General features: G+C 71.5%; 17 protein-coding genes, 1 tRNA gene and 1 pseudogene. 6 read left to right on the forward strand and 13 right to left on the reverse strand.

All coding sequences use genetic code 11. The features are described 5' to 3' along the window. The first annotated feature begins 141 nt into the window (after nt 1-141). Nucleotides 142-591 (forward strand): MarR family winged helix-turn-helix transcriptional regulator, encoded by a 450-nt coding sequence (locus tag ABH940_RS22510; RefSeq protein WP_370061581.1) that lies wholly within the window; start codon nt 142-144, stop codon nt 589-591. Between the two features lie 127 nt (nt 592-718). Here ABH940_RS22510 and ABH940_RS22515 read toward each other — a convergent pair. The 8 genes and pseudogenes from ABH940_RS22515 to ABH940_RS22550 all read right to left on the reverse strand — a co-directional run bounded on the left by ABH940_RS22515 (nt 719) and on the right by ABH940_RS22550 (nt 7,192). Continuing rightward, a tRNA-Ala gene (locus ABH940_RS22515) sits at nt 719-792 on the reverse strand. A 46-nt stretch (nt 793-838) separates the two neighbouring features. Then, nucleotides 839-1,894, reverse strand: coding sequence for a hypothetical protein (locus ABH940_RS22520; protein WP_370106053.1), 1,056 nt, complete (start codon nt 1,892-1,894; stop codon nt 839-841). A 78-nt stretch (nt 1,895-1,972) separates the two neighbouring features. Further along, entirely contained in the window at nt 1,973-2,596 is a 624-nt protein-coding gene (locus tag ABH940_RS22525) for a GNAT family N-acetyltransferase (protein WP_370061893.1), read from the reverse strand. After that, entirely contained in the window at nt 2,593-3,207 is a 615-nt protein-coding gene (locus ABH940_RS22530; protein WP_370106055.1) for a molybdenum cofactor biosynthesis protein B, read from the reverse strand. Before ABH940_RS22530 ends, ABH940_RS22525 begins: the two co-directional genes overlap by 4 nt. An 86-nt stretch (nt 3,208-3,293) precedes the next feature. Beyond that, a pseudogene (moaC, locus tag ABH940_RS22535) lies at nt 3,294-3,716 on the reverse strand (cyclic pyranopterin monophosphate synthase MoaC); the annotation flags it as partial. Nucleotides 3,717-3,896: 180 nt separating this feature from the next. Continuing rightward, nucleotides 3,897-5,324 (reverse strand): gephyrin-like molybdotransferase Glp, encoded by a 1,428-nt coding sequence (gene glp, locus ABH940_RS22540; protein WP_370106056.1) that lies wholly within the window; start codon nt 5,322-5,324, stop codon nt 3,897-3,899. 213 nt (nt 5,325-5,537) lie between these two features. Next, nucleotides 5,538-6,497 carry a UTP--glucose-1-phosphate uridylyltransferase gene (locus ABH940_RS22545; RefSeq protein WP_370061589.1) on the reverse strand — a complete coding sequence of 320 codons (960 nt, stop codon included), beginning with the start codon at nt 6,495-6,497 and terminating at the stop codon, nt 5,538-5,540. Next, on the reverse strand, nt 6,494-7,192 hold the full coding sequence (locus ABH940_RS22550; protein WP_370061591.1) for a GGDEF domain-containing protein: 699 nt from the start codon (nt 7,190-7,192) through the stop codon (nt 6,494-6,496). The genes ABH940_RS22545 and ABH940_RS22550 overlap by 4 nt, the downstream gene beginning before the upstream one ends. Before the next feature lie 67 nt (nt 7,193-7,259). Here ABH940_RS22550 and ABH940_RS22555 point away from each other — a divergent pair, with 67 nt between their 5' ends. Then, on the forward strand, nt 7,260-7,862 hold the full coding sequence (locus ABH940_RS22555) for a 5-formyltetrahydrofolate cyclo-ligase (protein WP_370106057.1): 603 nt from the start codon (nt 7,260-7,262) through the stop codon (nt 7,860-7,862). A gap of 7 nt (nt 7,863-7,869) precedes the next feature. Here the strand turns inward: ABH940_RS22555 and ABH940_RS22560 are convergent, their stop codons facing one another. Beyond that, complete coding sequence (locus tag ABH940_RS22560; protein ID WP_370061595.1) at nt 7,870-10,740, reverse strand: penicillin acylase family protein; 2,871 nt, start codon at nt 10,738-10,740, stop codon at nt 7,870-7,872. A 352-nt stretch (nt 10,741-11,092) separates the two neighbouring features. Between ABH940_RS22560 and ABH940_RS22565 the strand changes: the two genes are divergently transcribed. From ABH940_RS22565 to ABH940_RS22575, 3 genes are all read left to right on the forward strand, one after another. Then, complete coding sequence (locus ABH940_RS22565; protein ID WP_370106058.1) at nt 11,093-12,592, forward strand: potassium/proton antiporter; 1,500 nt, start codon at nt 11,093-11,095, stop codon at nt 12,590-12,592. A gap of 142 nt (nt 12,593-12,734) precedes the next feature. Next, nucleotides 12,735-13,070 carry an FmdB family zinc ribbon protein gene (locus tag ABH940_RS22570; RefSeq protein WP_370061599.1) on the forward strand — a complete coding sequence of 112 codons (336 nt, stop codon included), beginning with the start codon at nt 12,735-12,737 and terminating at the stop codon, nt 13,068-13,070. A gap of 183 nt (nt 13,071-13,253) precedes the next feature. Next, on the forward strand, nt 13,254-13,538 hold the full coding sequence (locus ABH940_RS22575) for a hypothetical protein (RefSeq protein WP_370061601.1): 285 nt from the start codon (nt 13,254-13,256) through the stop codon (nt 13,536-13,538). 17 nt (nt 13,539-13,555) lie between these two features. On the opposite strand, the gene ABH940_RS22580 is transcribed toward ABH940_RS22575, so the two are convergent. Together ABH940_RS22580 and ABH940_RS22585 are read right to left on the reverse strand one after the other, a co-directional pair. Next, nucleotides 13,556-13,738 carry a hypothetical protein gene (locus ABH940_RS22580; protein WP_370061603.1) on the reverse strand — a complete coding sequence of 61 codons (183 nt, stop codon included), beginning with the start codon at nt 13,736-13,738 and terminating at the stop codon, nt 13,556-13,558. Nucleotides 13,739-13,851: 113 nt separating this feature from the next. Beyond that, on the reverse strand, nt 13,852-14,823 hold the full coding sequence (locus ABH940_RS22585; protein ID WP_370061605.1) for a sigma-70 family RNA polymerase sigma factor: 972 nt from the start codon (nt 14,821-14,823) through the stop codon (nt 13,852-13,854). Nucleotides 14,824-15,143: 320 nt separating this feature from the next. On the opposite strand from ABH940_RS22585, the gene ABH940_RS22590 reads away from it, so the two are divergent. Then, the gene (locus ABH940_RS22590) at nt 15,144-15,851 is read left to right on the forward strand and encodes a phosphatase PAP2 family protein (RefSeq protein ID WP_370061607.1); all 708 of its coding nucleotides are present in this window, start codon (nt 15,144-15,146) and stop codon (nt 15,849-15,851) included. A 40-nt stretch (nt 15,852-15,891) separates the two neighbouring features. Here ABH940_RS22590 and ABH940_RS22595 read toward each other — a convergent pair whose 3' ends face one another. Both ABH940_RS22595 and ABH940_RS22600 read right to left on the reverse strand, forming a co-directional pair. After that, entirely contained in the window at nt 15,892-18,183 is a 2,292-nt protein-coding gene (locus ABH940_RS22595; RefSeq protein ID WP_370106059.1) for an ArnT family glycosyltransferase, read from the reverse strand. After that, nucleotides 18,180-19,466: a glycosyltransferase gene (locus ABH940_RS22600; RefSeq protein ID WP_370061611.1), complete on the reverse strand. Its 1,287-nt coding sequence runs from the start codon at nt 19,464-19,466 to the stop codon at nt 18,180-18,182. The genes ABH940_RS22595 and ABH940_RS22600 overlap by 4 nt, the downstream gene beginning before the upstream one ends. Between the last annotated feature and the right edge of the window lie 128 nt (nt 19,467-19,594).

Consider the following 19,594-nt stretch of genomic DNA (forward strand, 5'->3'; position numbering starts at 1 on the left):
AGTCCGCTCAGCCCTTCCGCTGGACCAAGACCGCCGACCAGATCCTCGACCGCATCTGCCGCTACTGCACGCGCATCTCAGAACCAGATCACTAGGCGGGATTCATTGGGATGTCCAACGGTCTCCGGATATCCTGCACCCATGACCGCCCCCGAGCCGCTGCACGCCCTGCAGCACATCCAGTCCCTGCCCAGCTGGCTCGCCGGTCGCGTCGCGGCTCGCGGCCGGAGCCTGGTCGCCGAGGCGATCGCCACAGAGGGCCTGAAACTCCCGCACCACGCGGTACTCGCCGCGGTCTCCGAGTACGGACCGGTGGCGCAGGCGGACCTCGTCCGCCGCCTGGGCATCGACGCCAAGGACGTGGTCCTCCTCCTCAACCACCTGGAGGACGCCGGACTCCTGCTCCGCTCACCCGATCCGCGCGACCGGCGCAAGAACGCGGTCACGGTCACACCGCAGGGCACCCGCACACTGGAACGCTGCGCCACCCTGGCCGAACAGGCCAACGCCGAACTACTGTCGCCACTCTCCCCCACCGAACGCCAGCAGCTGATGATGCTGCTGACCCGCATCCACGAGTCATCTGACTGAGCATCAGAAATGGTAGCGCGACGAGATCCCTGGTGGCGGCGGTGACCCACGCCACACCCGTACCAAGCGCGCCGCCCGCTCCAACGCCAGAGGCCCGGTCGGATAAACCGACCGGGCCTCTGTTGGGTGGAGCTGAGGGGATTCGAACCCCTGACCCCCTCGATGCGAACGAGGTGCGCTACCGGACTGCGCCACAGCCCCAACGAGAAGAAACTCTAGCAGGTCCGGAGGGGTACTCGTGACCGGGCTACTCGTTGGCGGCGCGCGGGGCGTCGTCGGCGTACTGGTCGAAGAGCGGGGTGGCCGGGGGCTGGACCGGGCGGCGGCGCGGGGCCGGGGGCTGGGCCGAGGGGCGGGGTGCGCGGGCGGAGGAGTAGGTGTCCGGCGCGGAGAGGTCGAGGCCCAGGGTGGCGCGCGGGGCGACCGGGGCCGTGACGTAGGTGGGCAGCGGGACCGGGACCGGGTTCCAGGCGTCGTCGCCCGGACGTCCCGTCGACGGCGAGGCGTGCTCGGGCCGGTCGTCGTCCGCCCACGGCTCGGGTGTCGCCGCCTGACCTGCTCCCGCAGCGGCGCCGGCCGAGGCAGCAAGCGAACCCGTGCCGGACGTGGTCACCTCGCCCGGAGCGGCCGCAGCCCGCGCGGACGGCGGCGGATGCGCCATCGTCTCCGCCTCCTGCCCGCGGGCGTGCTGCACGCGGGCCTCCTGCACGCGGCGGGAGGCCGCCTGCTGGCGGACGCGCTGGGCCGCCTCGGCAGCGAGACGGTGGTCGAGCTTCACCTCGTAGCGGCGATGCTCCTGCCGACGCATCTGTGCGATGTAGAGGGAGAAGAGCACCGCCGGGACCGCCGGGATCCAGAGCAGCGCGACGCCGCCGACCGCCGCCAGGACCATGCCGATCGTGAACGCCGCGAAGAGCACCATCACCATGCGCCGACGCCGCGCCAGCAGCGCCGCACGCCGACGCGACGCGGTGCCGCCCGCCGGGGCGGCGGCGGTGGCAGCGGCGACGGGCGCGGGAGGCGTGGGAAGCATGGCCGCAGGGCGCGCGGTGGCCTCCGCGCCGCGCGGCGCGGGCGGCTGGGCCAGGAGGTCGGCGGGCGGGGTGAGCGCCTGGGTCTCCTCCAGCTGGCGGGAGATCTTCCGCTCCATCGCTGCGCGACCCGACAGCAGCCTGATGGCCGTGCTGAACCGTTCCGTCGGACGCGCCTCGTTGAGCTCGTCCTGCCGGCGGAGCCACATGGGGACCAGATACGCGGCCCAGGCCCCAACAATGACCGCGTAAATGAGGCCGCTACTGCTCACGCTTCACACCGTACGGGCGTGAGGGACGGCCCGGCGGCTATTTCGACCGGTGTGTCGCTGAATCTTCTTCATATCGACCTATTTATGTGGATGGTGACTCTCAATCCGGTGCCAACGTGCCAGCATTCCCTCGGGCACCTCGTCGACGGTGAGGGCGTAGACCAGGTGGTCCCGCCAGCCGCCGTCGATGTGCAGGTAGCGCGGGCGCAGGCCCTCCTCGCGGAAGCCCAGCTTCTCGACCACACGGCGGCTCGGGATGTTCTCCGGCCGGATGCACACCTCGATGCGGTGCAGCCCCATGGCCTCGAAGCAATGGTCCACGGAAAGCGCGACCACCGTGGGGATGATGCCGCGACCGGCATATGCCTCGTCGATCCAGTAGCCGATATTAGCCGAGCACATCGACCCCCAGGTGATTCCACCGACGGTCAACTGCCCTACCAGGCGGCCCTGGTAGGTGACCACGAACGGCAGCATCCGCCCGGCCTGGGCCTCCCCGCGCAGGAAGCGCACCATCTGACGGTACGTCGGGCGCAGCGCGGGTGGCTGTCCGGCGCGGGTCGGCGGAACGGTGGCCTCCCAGCGGCGCAGCCAGTCGCGGTTGCGTCGACTGACCTCCTGCCAGGAGCGCTGGTCGCGCATGCGGATGGGACGCAGCCCGATCGGCCCGTCCTGCAGTTCCACCGGCCAGAAGGCGTTCAGTGCGGGCCTCCTCTGCCGTGCTCCTGCCTGTCGTGCTCGCGCTCGCCGCGATCCTGCTTGCCGTTCCCCTGCCTGTCGTGCTCCTGCGCCGAGGGGACGGCGGTCGGCGCGCCGCCGTGCGGGGCGTGGTCACCGCCGGCGATCTGGTCGACAGCGTGGACCAGCAGCGGGCCCAGCACGGCCAGGCCGTCCTTGACGCCGCCGGGCGAGCCGGGAAGGTTGACGATCAGCGTGCTTCCGGCCAGGCCGGAGAGCCCGCACGAGAGCGCCGCCGTCGGCACGCCGTTCTCCCGCCCGTAGGCGCGGATCGCCTCGGCGATGCCGGGCACTGGACGGGTGATGACCTGCGCGGTCATCTCCGGAGTCAGGTCCAGCGGCGTCAGACCCGTGCCGCCCGTGGTCACCACGACGTCGTAGCCGTCGGCGACCGCCTTGCGCAGGGCGATCAGGACCGGGTCACCGTCGGGGACGACCACCGGGCCGACCACGCGGCAGCCGAGCCCGGCCAGCCCGGACGCGATCAGCGGACCGCCGCGGTCCTCGTAGACGCCCGCAAACGCGCGGTTGGAGACGGTCAGCACAAAGGCCTTGATCGGGTGCTGCTCTGTCATGACGTCACCTCCTGCTCCCCCGAAGCACTCTCGCCCGCGCCCGCGTCGGTGCCCCCGTCTGCGATCCGGCCGTCGACCAGCTCCTCGCGGCGCCAGTCGCCGCTCTTGCCACCGGTCTTCTGCTCGACCTGGACCGCCTCGATCCGGGCGCCCTTGTCGACGGCCTTGACCATGTCGATCACTGTCAGCCCGGCGACGGCGACGGCGGTCAACGCCTCCATCTCGACGCCGGTGCGGTCGGCGGTGCGCACGGTGGCCGTGATCTCGACGGCGTCGTCGGCGACCTCCAGCTCCACCGTGACGCCGGAGACGGCGATCGGATGGCAGAGCGGGATCAGGTCGGGCGTCCGCTTGGCGCCCATGATCCCGGCGATCCGGGCGACCGAGAGCGCGTCGCCCTTGGGCACACCCTCACCGCGGAGCAGCTCCACGACCGTGGACGAGACCGCGACGCGACCGGTGGCCCGCGCGGTGCGCGCCGTGGTGGCCTTCTCGGACACGTCGACCATCCTGGCCGCACCCGATGCGTCGACATGGGTCAGGCCGGACCCTGACGGGACGGGATTGCTGGTGGTCACTGTGTGCTCCTGCGATCGCGACGGGCGGGTGCGGCGTCAGAGTATCGCTGAGACCACGGAACGCCGCATCGTCGGATCAGTGGGGGTGCCCCAGCGGGAGGGCGGGGCCCGTCAGTCCAGCAGCACGGTCTCGACCTCCGCGCCGGACGCGACGGACGTCGCGTCCTCGGGGACCACGATCAGCGCGTTGGCGTGCGCGAGCGCGCCGAGCAGGTGGGAGCCCGCGCCACCGACGGGCGTCACCGTGCCCGCGACCGGGTCGTACGAGCCGCGCGCGAACTGGCGTCGACCCGTGGGCGAGCCGAGGCCCTCGGTGAGCCGTGCGGTGACCACCGGCCGGTGGATGTCCGGCGCGCCCAGCATCGCCCGGATCGCCGGGCGGACGAAGAGCTCGAAGGAGAGGTAGGCGCTGACCGGGTTGCCGGGCAGGGCCAGGATCGGCACCGGGCCGCCGGAGCCCTCCAGCACGCCGAAGCCCTGCGGCTTCCCGGGCTGCATCCGCAGCTTGCGGAAGGAGACCTGCTCCCCCAGCGCCTCCTTGACCACGTCGTACGCGCCGACGCTGACGCCGCCGCTGGTGACGATGAGGTCCGCGCGGATCAGCTGGTCGTCGATGACCTCGCGCAGCTTCTCGGCGTCGTCAGGGACGCCGCCCACCCGGTACGCGATCGCTCCGGCGTCCCGGGCGGCGGCGGTCAGCGCGAAGCTGTTGGAGTCGCTGATCTGGCCGGGGCCGACGCGCGAGCCCGGCTGGACCAACTCGCTGCCGGTGGAGAGGACCACGACACGCGGACGCGGGCGCACCCGGACCGTGTCCCGGCCGATTGCCGCGAGCAGGCCGATCTGCGTCGGACCGAGGCGGGTGCCGGCCGGGAGCAGCGACTGGCCCTCGGCGATGTCGTCACCGCGTCGTCGGACGAACGCGCCGGACTCGACCGGCTGGAAGATCCGCACCTCGCCGCCGGAGGCGACCGGCTCGCCGCCCTGCGGGGCCATGGTGGTGGCGGCCTTGTCGGAGCCGGTGCCCGCGTCGGTCCACTCGACCGGCACGACGGCCTCGGCGCCGGGCGGGATCGGCGCGCCCGTCATGATCCGCGCGCACTGGCCCGGACCGATCACCGGCAGCGCGGCGGCGCCCGCCGCGACATCGCCGACGACAGCCAGCACGGAGGGGTAGTCCTTGGTCGCCCCCTCAAGGTCGGCGACGCGCACGGCGTAGCCGTCCATCGAGCTGTTGTCGAAGGGCGGCAGCGCGACGCCGGAGACCAGCTCGTCGACGGTCAGGCAGCCCTGGGCCTCCAGCAGCTGCAGCTCCAGCGGCGGCAGCGGCGCGACCCGGGCGACGGCCGCCAGGATGTCGGCGAGGTGCTCGTCGACCGTCCACAGCCGCCCGCCGCCGGACTTCTCCGCGCCCGGCGCCGCCTCGGCCGCGCACGGGTCCTCCGCGAGCCCGGCACCACCGTCCTGACCGAGGCCGTGGTCGTGCGCACGGCCGTGCGCATGCCCCTGGTCGTGGCCGTGGTGCTGGTGGTCGGTCATGGTGCGCTCCCCCGTGGCGGTGCGGTTCGGTGCTGCGGTTCGGTGCTGCGGGCCCGGCGCGCAGCCGGGCCATGTGACGCAGTCGACACTACTCGTCGCCACCGACAACCCCCGGACCGTCCGACCGCCGGACGCGCGTCGGAGGCACGTCGGACACGCGTCGGCCCGGGCGCCGTGCTCACGGCACAGACCCGGGCCAGGACACGCTCGGACTCAGAGCTCGACGCCGCCGCTCTTGCCGTCCAGCTCGCCGCTGCCGACGAACTCCTTGAGCCAGGCGCGGAACTCCGGACCGAGGTCCTCGCGCTCGCAGGCGAGCCGGACGATGGCGCGCAGGTAGTCGCCCTTGTCACCGGTGTCGTAGCGGCGACCACGGAAGATCACGCCGTGCACCGGACCGCCGCGGCCCGGCGTGCGCTGGGACAGGACCCGGAGCGCGTCGGTGAGCTGGATCTCACCGTTCTTGCCGGGCGGCGTGTCGCGCAGCACGTCGAAGACGGACGGGTCGAGCACGTAGCGGCCGATGACGGCGTAGTTGCTCGGGGCCTCGCCGGGGGCGGGCTTCTCGACCAGGTCGGTGATCCGGACGATGTCCTCGTCGCCGCCGAGTGAGCCGTGCCACTCCGCCGGACGGATCGAGGCGCAGCCGTAGAGGTGGGCCAGCGCCGGGTCGACCTCGATCAGCGCCACGACGCTGCCGCCGAGCTCGCGCTGGACGTCGATCATCTTGGACAGCAGCGGGTCGCGCGGGTCGATCAGGTCGTCGCCGAGCAGCACCGCGAACGGCTGGTCCGCGACGTGCGGCTCCGCGCAGAGCACCGCGTGGCCCAGGCCCTTGGGGTCGCCCTGCCGCACGTAGTGCATGGTGGCCAGCTCGCTGGACTCGCGGACGCGGTCCAGCTTGGCCTGGTCGCCCTTGCGCGCGAGCTGCTCCTCCAGCTCGTAGGCCCGGTCGAAGTGGTCCTCCAGCGGACGCTTGTTCCGCCCGGTGATCATCAGCACATCGGTCAGCCCGGCCGACGCCGCTTCCTCCACGACGTACTGGATCGCGGGCTTGTCGACCACCGGCAGCATCTCCTTCGGAGTCGCCTTGGTGGCCGGCAGGAAGCGGGTGCCGAGACCTGCCGCGGGGATGACCGCCTTGGTGATCTGGCGCGTACGAGCTTTCGTCATACGGACGACTTTAGCTGCCGGACTGTGTCCGTCAGATATCTCTCCCCTGTCAAAGACTTGTCAGCGGCCCTGAGCAACAGCGCTGCATGCGAACCGTCCCTGGGCAGCAGGCCGATGCCGACCCGGGCCGACAGACCGTTCCCGGGGAGACTTCCACACTCGTTTTGGTGGACCGGGACCGAGGGCAGCGCCAGCGGATGCCGCCGCACCGTCCAGGACAGCCGGTCGGCCACGGTCATGGCCCCCTGCTCGTCCGTCTCCGGGAGCAGCACCAGGAACTCCTCGCCGCCGTAGCGGCCGAAGACGTCCTCCTCGCGCACCTCCATCGCCAGCCGCTGGGCCAGGTCGCGCAGCACCGCGCCGGCCCGCTGGTAGCCGTGCTCGCGGCGGATGTCGCCGAAGCCCTCGATCTCCAGCAGCAGGACCGCGAGGACGCGCTCGCCGGAACGGCGTTTGCAGCGGGCGATCTCCCGGTCCAGCGCCAGCTGGAGGTAGCGGTAGTTCCAGACCCCGGTCAACGGGTCCATGCAGGAGGTGCGCTCCAGCTCGGCGCGGCCGGTGCGGAGCGCGGCGAGCTCCTCGCTCCGGACGGCGAGCACCGCCTGGGCACGCGCCCGACCGCGCCCGAACAGCCAGGCCGCGAGCAGCGCGGGAAGGCAGACAACGGCGAGGATGTCCGCGAGGACGGGCAGCATGGTCGTCCCTCCGCCGAAAGCACCGACGAGCCGAAAGCACCGACGAGACGGAAGGCCGTCCCATCTGATGGATAACGACAAGAAGCCCCTGAGGTCACGCCTGCTCGCCGCACGCGCCGCAATGTCACCCGTCGAGCGGGACGCGGCTGCGGACACCCTGGCGGCAAGGGCACTGGCGTTCGCAGCGGAGACGCAGGCCGCGACGGTCGCCTGCTACGTCTCGATGGGCTCCGAGCCCGGTACCCGTCCGCTGCTCGACGCGCTGCGCGCGCGGGGCGTGCGGGTGCTGCTGCCGGTGCTGCTGCCGGACAACGACCTGGACTGGGCGGTCTACCAGGGCGCGGAGGGTCTGGCCCCGGCCCGGCTCGGGCTGCTGGAGCCGACCGGCCCGCGGCTCGGCGTGGGCGCCGTCGCCGCCGCCGACCTGGTGCTGCTGCCGGGCCTGGCCGTCGACCCGGCGACGGGACTGCGGCTCGGGCGCGGCGGCGGCAGCTACGACCGGGTGCTGGCCCGGCTCGCCTCGGCCGGCTCGGCGGCCCGGTTGGTCACCCTGCTCTTCGACGCCGAGCTGCTGCCCGGTCTGCCGACGGAAGCACACGACCGCCCGGTGGACGCCGTGGTGACGCCCGCCCGGACGGTCGTGTTCGACGTCGGCGGCCGAACCGCCTGACTCCCTCTCAGGGTTCGAGCGTGAGTGTGGCCTTGCCCGCCGCCTGGACCTGCTGCTTGCTGTAGGCCCAGGTCAGCATCTGGCCGTTGGCCCACAGCTGCATCTGGTCGTCGTAGTTCGCGCTGAACGCGTGCCCGGACGCGCCGCCGATGTTGATCCACTGGGAGGCGTCGAAGTCGGACAGGTCGACGATCATGCGCATCGACGGGGCCTCGTCCACGGTGAAGCCGTTGGCCGCGTCCCAGCTGGACGCGTCGACCGCCGCGCTGCCGCCGCTCAGCTCGTAGGGGCCGCGGTTGAGCAGCCAGTGGACCGCGCCCGAGGCGATGTTCGAGTCGTCCGAGCCGAGGGTGCGCTCCTGCAGCTCCAGGGTGTGGATCCGACCCCAGCTCCAGGTGCTGATGTCCTTGCCCATCAGGGAGGTCAGCTGCTTGCGGGCGTCGACCATCGCCTGGGCCAGCAGGCTGTCCCGGCCGGAGTACTGCTTGCCGGTGGCGTCGGTCCAGTTCCACCACTCGCTGTTCGGCTGGTCCAGCACCGCGCCAACCACGGTGGTCCACTGGTCGTTGCCGTCCGGCTGGGCGGTCGCGTCGTCGCGCAGTCCGCAGGTGCGGACGCGCTGCGGGGTGCCGTTGACGTCGTCCGCGGGCAGCCCCTGCTGGCTGGCGGGCACCACCATGATGCAGTCGGTAGTGGAACGCACGGACGCCGGGAACTTCTCGTCGAAGGCCAGGTGCAGCAGGTTCGACCAGACCGCGTTGTAGTAGGCCGCCGCAGCCGAGCCCGCGTCCTGCTGGAAGTTCCAACCGCGCAGCAGGTCCTGGGCCTGGGTGTAGTACGAGCCGGTCAGCTTCACGTTGAGCAGGTACGGGACCAGGGACTTGGCGAAGACGCTGGTGTCGTCCTGCTGGATCGAGGCCATGTCGTCCGGCGAGATCTTGCCGCCGCCGTTGAGCTTGCCCTGGATCAGCGTGTCGATCTGCTTGGCGCGGGTGCCGTAGTCCCAGTCGTTGGTGATCAGGTACGGGTAGTTCGGGTCCACCGCGGCCTGGTTGGCCGTCACGATGTAGCCCTCGGGCGGGTTCTCCACCCACGGCAGCGCGTCGAACGGCACGTACTGGCCGGTCCACTTGTAGCGCGAGTCCCAGCCGGGCTGCGGGTAGGTGCCGTCGTCACCGGCGATCTTCGGCCGGATCGGGACCTGACCCGGCATCTGGTAGCCGATGTCGCCCTTGGTGTCCGCGTAGATCAGGTTCTGCGCGGGCACCGAGAAGTCCTTGGCCGCGCCGCGGAACTCGCCGAAGTTCTGCGCCTTGTCGAGCTCGAAGACCGCGTCCATGGTCTTGTTCGGCGTCAGCGCGGTCCACTTGAGCGCGATCGCGTAGCCGCCGCCGCGCGGGGGCGCGGCACCGTCGACGGGCGCGCTGACACCGACGCTCTGCTCCTGCGTGCTGTGGTCGGAGATGATCGGCATGCCGTCCTGCGTGGAGCGGATGGTGATCGTCTGCGGCGAGCTGCCGGCCACCGGGATGCTCACCTGACGGGTCACCAGCGGGAGGTTCTTGCCGTCGTAGAGGTAGGTGCCGTCGCTGTTGACCTGCTCCAGGTAGAGGTCCTGGACATCGGTGCCGACGTTGGTGAAGCCCCAGGAGACGCTCTGGTTGTGGCCGATGATCACGCCGGGCATGCCGGGGAAGGTGAAGCCGGTGACGTCGAACGGGCACTGCGCGCTGACGGTCGTGCAGTGCAGGCCCATCTGGTACCAGATGGACGGCATCTGCGGCGACAGGTGCGGGTCGTTGGCCAGCAGCGGCTTGCCGGTCGTGGTGTGCGCGCCGTCGACCACCCAGGAGTTGGACCCGATCCCGGCCGCGCCCGGGCGACCGAGCATGGTCGGCAGCACGGAGAGGTTGTTCGCCAGCGCCTGCGCGGCCGTCTGCGCGCCCTGCGCCGCGGAACTGCCACCGGCCGTCTGGTACGAGGCGTTGGTCGCGCCGCCGGACTTGCTCGACGAGCCCGACGTGTTCGGAGACCCCGACGAACTGGAAGAACTGGAGGAGCTCGACGAGCCGGAGCCGTCGGAGACCACCGGCGCCGTCCGGGCGCCCTCGGCCGGAACGTAGGTGCCGTCCTTGGAGACCTCACCGGTCTTCAGGATCGTGCCGTTGGTGGTGTAGGGGTACGACGGGTAGAGCTGCGAGATCTCCTGCGTGTTGAAGGTCCCCGACAGCAGCGAACGGTCGATCTCCTGCTGCATGTTGCCGCTCAGGTCCCAGGCCATCGCCGTCAACCAGGAGACCGAGTCCACCGGCGTCCACGGCGCGGGCTTGTAGCCGCTGTGGGCGACGCCGAGCAGCGCGTACTCCAGCGACGCCCCCGCCCCGCCCGGGTGCTGCTTGAGCCACGCGTTGACGCCGTCGGTGTAGGCGGTCAGGTAGTCCTTGGTGGTCTGCGAGAGCTGGCTCTGCAACTCCTGCTGCGCGACGCCCTGCCAGTCCATGGTCCGGATGAAGGCGTCGGTCTGCAGCTGTCCCGAGCCGAACATGGACGAGAGCGTCCCGCTGGTGATGTGACGGTCCACGTCCATCTGCCAGAACCGGTCCTGCGCCTGCACGTAGCCCTGGGCCATGAACAGGTCCTCGGGGCTGGACGCGTAGATCTGCGGGATGCCCGAGGAGTCACGAATCACCTGGACCGGGCCGGTGACGCCCTGGAGGTGGATCGTGCCGGTGGTCTGCGGCAGCGACGCGCGCACCTGGCGCACGCCGTACCAGCCGCCGAAGGCGACGCCGCCGACGAGCAGCAGCACGACCAGCACCACCATGAAACGAAGGCGACGCGACTTCTTGGGGCGCTTGGGACGGGAGGAGCGGGGCATCAGGGTCCTTGTGAGGGGCAGTGACTTTACCGCGGCGTACCGCGCAGAGCGGCGGTGCTGACGCTAACACCCGAAGCGGAACCCATGACGCGCGGCGGTCGCGCCGCGGGCGGAGCGGGTCTCCGACGGCTGCTGGGCCGCTGCCTGTCCGGGGCCTGCTCGAACAGCGCCGGAGCGGTACCCGACCGCCGCCGGACATCGTGTCCGCGCTGGTGACCACCCTTTGGACCGCGCGGTGAATGCGCCGTCAGATCGGTAAAATCTTGCTCCAGACAAGTGGAAGCAACGATTCTGCTGTGAACCCCCGCTTCCCTACGGGAAGCGGCAGGCCCAGCGCGCGAGGTGCCCCTGCGTGTCCGTCCACCGGCTCGATCTGCTCCTCCTGCTGTTCTCCCTGGTGTTGCTGGTGGCCGTGGCCGCGGTCCGGCTCTCCTCCCGCAGCGGGCTCCCCAGCCTGCTCCTCTACCTCGGCATCGGCGTCCTGCTCGGCCATGACGGCATCGGCAGCATCACCTTCGACAACGCCGAGCTCACCCAGGTCCTGGGCTACGCCGCACTGGTGGTGATCCTCGCCGAGGGCGGCCTCGGCACCTGGTGGTCCGACATCAAACCCTCGGTCCCGGCCGCCGCCGTGCTCGCCACGATCGGCACCGCGATCAGCGTCGGTGTCGTCGCGGTAGGCGCGCACCTGCTCACCGGGGCGGACTGGCGCGTCTCACTCCTGCTCGGCGCGGTCGTCTCGTCGACCGACGCGGCGGCGGTCTTCTCGGTGCTGCGCCGCGTCCCGCTCCCGTCCCGGCTGAGCGGACTGCTGGAGGCCGAGTCCGGGTTCAACGACGCCCCCGTGGTGATCCTGGTCGTCGCGTTCGCCACCGCCGGGCCGATCGACTCCTGGTACGTGCTCACCGGCACCGTGATCGCGGAGCTCGCCATCGGGGTCGTGGTCGGCCTGGTGGTGGGCCGGCTGGGCGCGCTGACGCTGCGCCATGTCGCGCTGCCCTCCTCGGGCCTCTACCCGATCGCGGTCGTCGCCCTGACGATCCTCGCCTACGCGGGCGGCGCGCTGCTGGACGGTTCCGGCTTCCTCGCCACCTACATCTGCGCTCTGCTGCTCGGCAACGCCAGGCTCCCCCACGGCCCGGCCACCCGCGGCTTCGCCGAGGGCCTGGCCTGGATCGCGCAGATCAGCATGTTCGTGATGCTGGGGCTGCTGGTGAACCCGCACACCATGGCCGACGCGATCGTCCCCGCGTTGGTGGTCGGTCTGGTGCTGGTGCTGGCCGCCCGCCCGGCCTCGGTCCTGCTGACCCTGACGCCGTTCCGGATCACCTGGCGTGAGCAGGTGCTGCTGAGCTGGGCCGGGCTGCGCGGCGCGGTGCCGATCGTGCTGGCCACCATCCCGGTGGTGCACAAGGTGCCCGGGGCGGACCAGCTGTTCAACACGGTCTTCCTGCTGGTGGTGGTCTTCACCCTGCTCCAGGGCCCGACCCTGCCGTGGCTGGCACGCGGCCTGCGGATCTCCGACTCCGCCCACGCCGACGACCTGGAGGTCGAATCGGCCCCGCTGGAGCGACTCCACGGCCATCTCCTCTCCGTCTCGGTCGGGCCCGAGTCACGTCTCGCGGGCGTCGAGATCAGCGAGCTGCGGTTGCCGAAGGGAGCGGCGGTGACCCTGATCGTGCGCGGCGGCGAGAGCTTCGTCCCCGGCCCGACCACGCTGCTGCGGCACGGCGACGACCTACTGGTGGTGGCCACCGACCAGGTCCGCGACCGGGCCGAGCGGCGGATCCGCGCGGTCGACCAGGGCGGCAAACTGGCCGGCTGGCTCAGCGGCACCCGCACCGAGTACTGAGGCCGCGAGCCGCCCCGGAGGGCGGCCGGGGCGAGGTGGAGTACCCAGGCTCACATCCCCGATCAGTGGACTTCTCCACCCGGAATGCCGCATCATTGAGGATCGTTAGCACTCATAGCCTTAGAGTGCCAGGAGGAAACAAGTGCCGACGTACCAGTACCAGTGCACCCAGTGCGGCAACGGTCTCGAGGCCGTGCAGAAGTTCAGCGACGCCGCGCTGACCGAGTGCCCCGAGTGCGGCGGCAAGCTGCGCAAGATCTTCTCGGCGGTGGGCGTGGTCTTCAAGGGATCCGGCTTCTACCGGACCGACAGCCGCTCGTCGTCCAGCAGCAGCATCACCTCCGCGGGCTCGGCGTCGGGCTCCTCGGGTTCGTCGAGCTCCTCGGGTTCGTCGTCCTCCTCGTCGAGCTCCTCCACGAGCTCCTCGGGCTCGTCCTCCAGCGCTTCCTCGTCCGGCTCCTCCGGCTCGGCGGCCTGAGCTCGGCAGAGCTGCAGCTGCATGACAGGGGCCTCGCCCCTACGTCATGCAGCTCACCCTTTTGAGGAGAAGTTCTCCACAGCCCGGAGTTGTCCACAGGCTGTGCAGCCCCTCCTGGTTCTGGTCCCCGCCTCGCGGCAGCGTTGTCCCCGTAGCGAAGAACCTGCTCCGGAGGAGGCCAGCATGTCCCTTTCGATCCCGCCCACCTACTGCATCGCCGCCTTCCCGCCCATCCGCGCGGGACGCGGGCGGCATCGGCTGCCCGGGCCGGTGCGGCGACGGCCGGGTCCTGTCGCCGCCGGGCTGCTCGTCGCGGCGACGACGCTCGCCGTCGGATCGTTGCGACAGCCTCCCGGATCGGGTGAATCAGCAGCGGCCGCCGGAACGCGCGCCCATGCTCAGACGGGTGCGTTCCCGCAGGTCGCAGCCGAGCCGCCGCCCGCCATGCCACCGGCGCAGCACAGCTGAGCCGGCCGCACGCCGGACTACTTGTCCCCGTGGTGCGGCGGGGTCTCGCGCAGGTACCAGTCCAGGTCCCGACGCTGAGCGCCCTCGCTGCGCTCCTCGCCCCAGCCCGAGTCGGTGTCGTCCTTGCCGCGCCCGCTGACCGGGTCGTCGAAGACGATCCTCCGCCTGGCCTTGCTCTGCTCGTCATCCCTGCCGCTCATCCCTCCAGGGTAGGCGGCACGGGATGCCAAGAGCCCCCGCTCCACCTGGGGTGAAACGGGGGCTCTTGGCGGGGGCTCGGCGTCGCCCGACCGCTGACGCGGTCTTACACGTGTCACGCGGCCTCGAAGCCCGCGTGGTCGGCGATCTTGCGGAGCTCGGCGAGCGCGTGCTTCTCGATCTGGCGGATGCGCTCACGGGTCAGGCCGTGCTGCTTGCCCACCTCGGTGAGCGTCCGCTCGCGGCCGTCCTCGATGCCGTAGCGGGAGCGGATGATCGAGGCGGTGCGGTCGTCCAGCCGGTCGATCAGGCGCTCGAGCTCCTCACGACGCATCATCACCATGACGGCGTCCTCGGGGGACTCCGCGCCGGTGTCCTCGACCAGGTCGCCGAACTGGGTCTCACCGTCGTCGTCGACGGTCATGTTGAGGCTGACCGGGTCGCGTGCCCAGTCCAGGACGTCCTTGATCCGGTCCTCGGTGGTGTCCAGCTCGGCCGCGACCTCGGCGAGCTCGGCGTCGCGCCCGAGCTCCTTGGACTTCTCGCGCTGGACGCGACGGATCCGGCCCAGCTCCTCGACCAGGTGGACGGGGAGGCGAATGGTGCGCGACTGGTCGGCGATCGACCGGGTGATCGCCTGACGGATCCACCAGGTCGCGTAGGTGGAGAACTTGAAGCCCTTGCCGAAGTCGAACTTCTCGACGGCACGGACGAGCCCGGCGTTGCCCTCCTGGATCAGGTCCAGCAGCGGCAACCCGCTGCGCGGGTAACGACGGGCGACGGCGACGACCAGGCGCAGGTTGGACCGGATGAAGATGTCCTTCGCCCGCTGCCCGTCCGCGGATATCGCACGCAGCTCGTCCTCGGTGGCGTCACCGACCGTCTGCCCCGCTTCGAGGAGGTGCTCGGCGAAGACGCCGGCCTCGATCCGGGTGGACAGCTGAACCTCCTGCTCCGCGTCCAGCAGCGGGGTCCGGGCGATCTCGTCCAGGTACATACCGACGAGGTCGCGGTCGGCCTCACCTGCGGTGGGCCGCACGGAGCGGGTCCGATCGGCCTTGCCGCGGACGACGGCACGGGTGGCCATACGTACTCCCTCGGGGACGTGACGGGCCTGGCTGGCCCGTACCTGGGAACTGCTTACGTAACGGCTCAACGACGAGTTCCGAAGAATCATTCCCGAAGTGGTGTTTTTCTTCGCCGGTCGCAGTATGCTGGCGGGTTATTCCCGATCATCGACGCAGCGTCGTCGCCCGGTTACGGTGGGGCGGACGTCCGGTTCTATCACTCTCTGGGACGATTGTCCGCCTGGCCCTGGTTCCCCGCGCGACGAAATGTGGTCACCGACTCGGTGACGGATCGGGCCCTTGAGAGATGCCGACGAGAGCCGAGCAGAGGGAGCCTGACGTGCGGGAATGGCGCCTGTGGGCGGGCGCGGCAGCGTTCCTGCTGCTCTTCGGCACCATGCTGGCCCTCGTCGAGGCGCCCTGGCAGCCGCTGCTCCGGTTCGACCTCGCCGTCGACCAGCACCTGCACAACGCCGCCCTGCGCCAGGCCGCCTGGACCGGCTCGATGCGGACGATCAGCGCCGTCCTGGAGCCGACGGTGCTGCGGGTGCTGCTGGCCGTGGTGGTGGTCTGGCTCTGGTGGCGCGGCGCGCGGATCGCCGCCGTCTGGGCGACGGCCTGTGGAGTGGTTCAGGCGGCCCTGGAGGTGGGCGTCAAGGAGGCCGTGGCGCGCCCCCGCCCGGCGCTGCCGCATCCCGTGGCGGTCGCCACCGACTGGGCGTTCCCGTCCGGGCACGCGATGACGGCGGCGACGATCCTGCCGCTGCTGCTCGCGATCGCCTGGCCCAGGCTTCGACGATCTTCCGCGCGGGTGCTCGCCGCGACTGTGGCGGGCGGGTCGGTGCTGCTGGTCAGCTGGACCCGCATCGGCCTCGGCGTGCACTGGCCCAGCGACGTGCTGGCCGGCTGGTTCCTGGCCGGGTTCACGCTCTGCGCGGTGACGGCGGCCGTCGACAGCCGACGACCCGGACTGCGCGACGCCGAGCTCCGTCGCCTGCGCCCGCGCGCCTCACAGCGGGTCCAGCGGAGCACCGCGGACCCGCTGTGAGGCGGAGGGATCGAGCGACCGGCACAGCCAGGACCTGTTACTAGCCCTTGGTGCACTCGTAGAGCGTCTGGCCCGACGTGGCCGTGGTCGCCGTGGTCTTGCTGCTCGTGCTGCTGCCCGCGCCGTAGGCGGAGGCGGGCACGACCGTGCAGGTCGACTTCACGTAGGCCGTGGCCGCGCTGTTGGCCTGGCCGCCGCCCGGTCCGCCCATGCCGCCGCCGAAACCGCCGCTTGCACTGTCGAGCAGGACGTAGCGCAGCTTGCCGGAGGCGATGTACGACTTCAGCTTGGTGAGGGGCATCGCCGGGTCGGAGCCGGTGAAGCCGCCCATGCCGATCACGGGCCTGCCCCCGGACTGCAGGATCATGTCCGCCGCGGTCTGCGCGCTGGAGACGGCGACCAGCCACGTCGCGCCGCCCTGGTTCCGCTCCAGGTAAGAAAGGAGCGCCGAGCTCACAACTCCGCCGGGACCGCCCGCTCCGCCGCCGAAACCAGCCGCGCCGCCAAGGCCCGCATGCGTCCCGCTTCGAGCGGAACCCTCACCGAACGAGCCGCCAGAGCTGCCAGAGCCGCCGATGCCACCGAAGCCGCCGCCCCCGGACATGCCCGGCTGTTCGCCCCCGGCCAGGCCGCCGGGGAACCCGCCCTGCCCGGTACCACTGGGCGCGCCACCGCTACCGCCCGGCAGCTCGCCCCGGAAACCTGCGCGGCCCTCCGCGCCGCCGACGCCGCGACCACCGCCCGGCATCCCGCCGAAGCCGCCCGCCGTGGTCGGACCGGCCGTCGGGTTGACGCCCTGGATCGCGCCCGCCGTGGCGGTGTCCGCCGCATACGCGGCGGGACCGGCCAGCAGGGCGAGCGCCGCCGTCAGCGCGCCCACGGCGAGCAGGCGTCCGCGCACCGCGACCAGTGCCGCGCTCACGCCGAAGCGGGCGACCAGCAGCGCCACCACAGCGGCCGCTGCCAACACCGCGACCGTCGGCCAGAGCCACGGCGCGAACGACGTCGTCCGCCGCAGCAGAACCGCCGCCCAGACCGCCGACACCACGACCGCGGCCGGCAGCACCGCCGCCCAGACCGGCTTCCGCGACGGGGAACGCAGCGCGCGGAACAGCATGGTCCCGCCCGCGCCGGTCAGCGCCGCGATCGCCGGGGCCAGCATCGTCGTGTAGTACGGGTGGAAGGTCCCCGAGGCGAAGCTGAAGACGACGTAGTGCGTCAGCAGCCAGCCGCCCCACAGCAGCAGCGACACCCGCTGCATGTCGGTCCGGCGGCGTCGGCCACGCAGCACCAGTGCGCCGACCAGCGCGATCACCGCGAAGGGGATCAGCCAGGAGATCTGCCCGCCGAGGATGTCGTTGAACAGTCGCCCCGCGCCCGAGGTCCCGCCGAAGTTGGCGCCACCCGCGACCGCTCCCCCGCCGCTGCCGCCACCAGCACCGGACGTCGAACCGCCCGCAGCGGACGCGCCGCTCGCGCCCAGCACCCGCTCCAGCCCGTTGTAGCCGATGACCAGGTTCCACACCGTGCCGTCCGAACTGGAGCCGATGAACGGGTGGTTCTTGGTCGAGTCGACGATCACCATCCACCAGCCGCTCGACACCACCAGCGCGACGCCCGCGACCAGCAGGTTGCGCACCCGCCGCCACACGCCGCCCGGGGCGGCCCAGACATAGGCGAGGAAGAACGCCGGCAGCACGATGTAGGCCTGCAGCATCTTGGTGTTGAAGGCGAACCCGACCAGCACGGCGCTGATCAGCAGATGCCGCAGCGTGCCGCGCCGGATCGCCTCCAGGCAGAACCAGGCCGCCGAGACGGTGAGCAGCACCAGCACCGGATCAGGGTTGTTGTCCCGGTTGATCGCCACGGTGATCGGCGTGATCGCCAGCACCACGGCAGCGACCGTCGCCGCCGTGGGCCCGAAGCTGCGCCGTACCGCGCTGTACAGCACGGCCACGGAGGCGATGCCGCAGGCGGCGATCGGCAGCAGCATCTGCCAGCTGCCGAAGCCGAAGACCCGGCAGGAGACCTCCATCAGCCAGAGCGCGAACGGCGGCTTGTCGACGGTGATGTAGTTGCCCGCGTCCAACGAGCCGTAGAACATCGCGGACCAGCTCTTGGTGCCACTCAGCACGGCTGCCGCGTAGTAGGAGTTGGCGTTCCCATTGGTCCCCAGGCCGTAGCAGTAGACCAGCGCCGCGAGCAGCAGGCTGCCCCAGTAGGCGGGCCGGACCCAGCGGGCCGAGCGGGAACGACGGGAACGGCGGGAACGGCGGGATGCGGACGGCCGCGCGGCGGCACCGGCCGACGGGGCTTGGACGTAGGCGCTCAACGGTGCAACTCCTGCTCGATCGTGTTCAGTTCGGCGGCACGGGCCTGCCGGGCGGCTCGACGCGGGTGGAACACCCAGGCGCGCAGCAGCACGAAGCGCACCACCGTGGCCAGCGCGTTCGCCGCCACCAGCCAGGCCAGCTCCACCAGGTGCGACGCGTGCGGCGCGACCGCCCCGGCCAGCGCGAGCGCGAGCGTGCTCAGCACCAGCCCGATCAGGAAGGCGATCCCGCCCTCGACCTGGTGCCGCAGCCCGTCACGGGAGCCGGTCACCCCGAAGGTGAAGCGCCGGTTGGCCGCGGTGTTGGCGATGGCGGTCACGAACAGCGCGACGGCGTTGGCCAGTTCGGCCGGGGCTGCCTGCCGCAGCGCCAGGTAGAGCACCAGGTACGCGAGGGTGCTGAGCACCCCGATCACCGCGAAGCTGGAGAGCTGCCACCGCATCCCGGTCGGCAGCTGGGCCCGGCTGACGCGCGGCGGGACGGGCAGCCGGGTGGCCCCGGAGAGGGCCTTCCTGCCCACCCGCCACATGCCCTTGAGGTCGTCCTTGACGGTCCGCACGATGTCGACGCGACTGTCCGGGTCGTCGATCCAGTCCACCGGCACCTCGTGGATCCGCAGGCCACTGCGCTCCGCGAGCAGCAGCAGTTCGGTGTCGAAGAACCAGGTCTCGTCCTCGACCTCGGCCAGCAGTGCCTGCACGACCTCGGTGCGGGCGGCCTTGAAGCCGCACTGCGCGTCGGAGAACTTGGCCGCGAGGGTGGCCCGGAGGAGCAGGTTGTAGGTCCGCGAGATGATCTCCCGCTTCGGCCCCCGGACGACGGCGGAACCGCGGTGCAGCCGCGACCCGATGGCCAGGTCGCTGTGCCCGGACAGCAGCGGCGCGACCAGCGGGAGGAAGGCCTCCAGCCCGGTGGAGAGGTCGACGTCCATGTAGCTGACGACGTCGGCGTCGCTGCTCCCCCAGACGTGACGCAGGGCACGGCCGCGCCCCTTCTGGTCCAGATGGACGACGCGTACCTCCGCGAGCGAGGCGGCGAGGTCCTCGGCGACCTGCCGGGTGCGGTCGGTGCTGGCGTTGTCCGCGATGGTGAGGCGGAAGCGGTAGGGGAAGGTCTCGCGCAGATAGCCGTGCAGCGTACGGATGCTGTGCGCGAGGACGTGCTCTTCGTTGTAGACGGGGACGACCACCTCGACCAGCTTGGTGGTGGTGCCGTCCCTTTCCGTTCCTGGAGGGGCGGGGTGAGCCGCGGACAGCGCCGCCGGCGCGGGCGAATGGTTCATGCCCAGAACTGTTCGCTGACGCCCTGTGCTGAAGCTGTGCTGCGCGTAGGCAGGAGGTAGGCGTCAGAGCGCGCGGGGACGTTGCACGATCAGGGGCGCGGGGCGCTGCGCCCCGGTCCAGGGCGACC

Origin of the sequence: Streptacidiphilus sp. BW17 (assembly GCF_041262485.1) — a bacterium.
In the GTDB taxonomy this organism is placed as follows: domain Bacteria; phylum Actinomycetota; class Actinomycetes; order Streptomycetales; family Streptomycetaceae; genus Streptacidiphilus.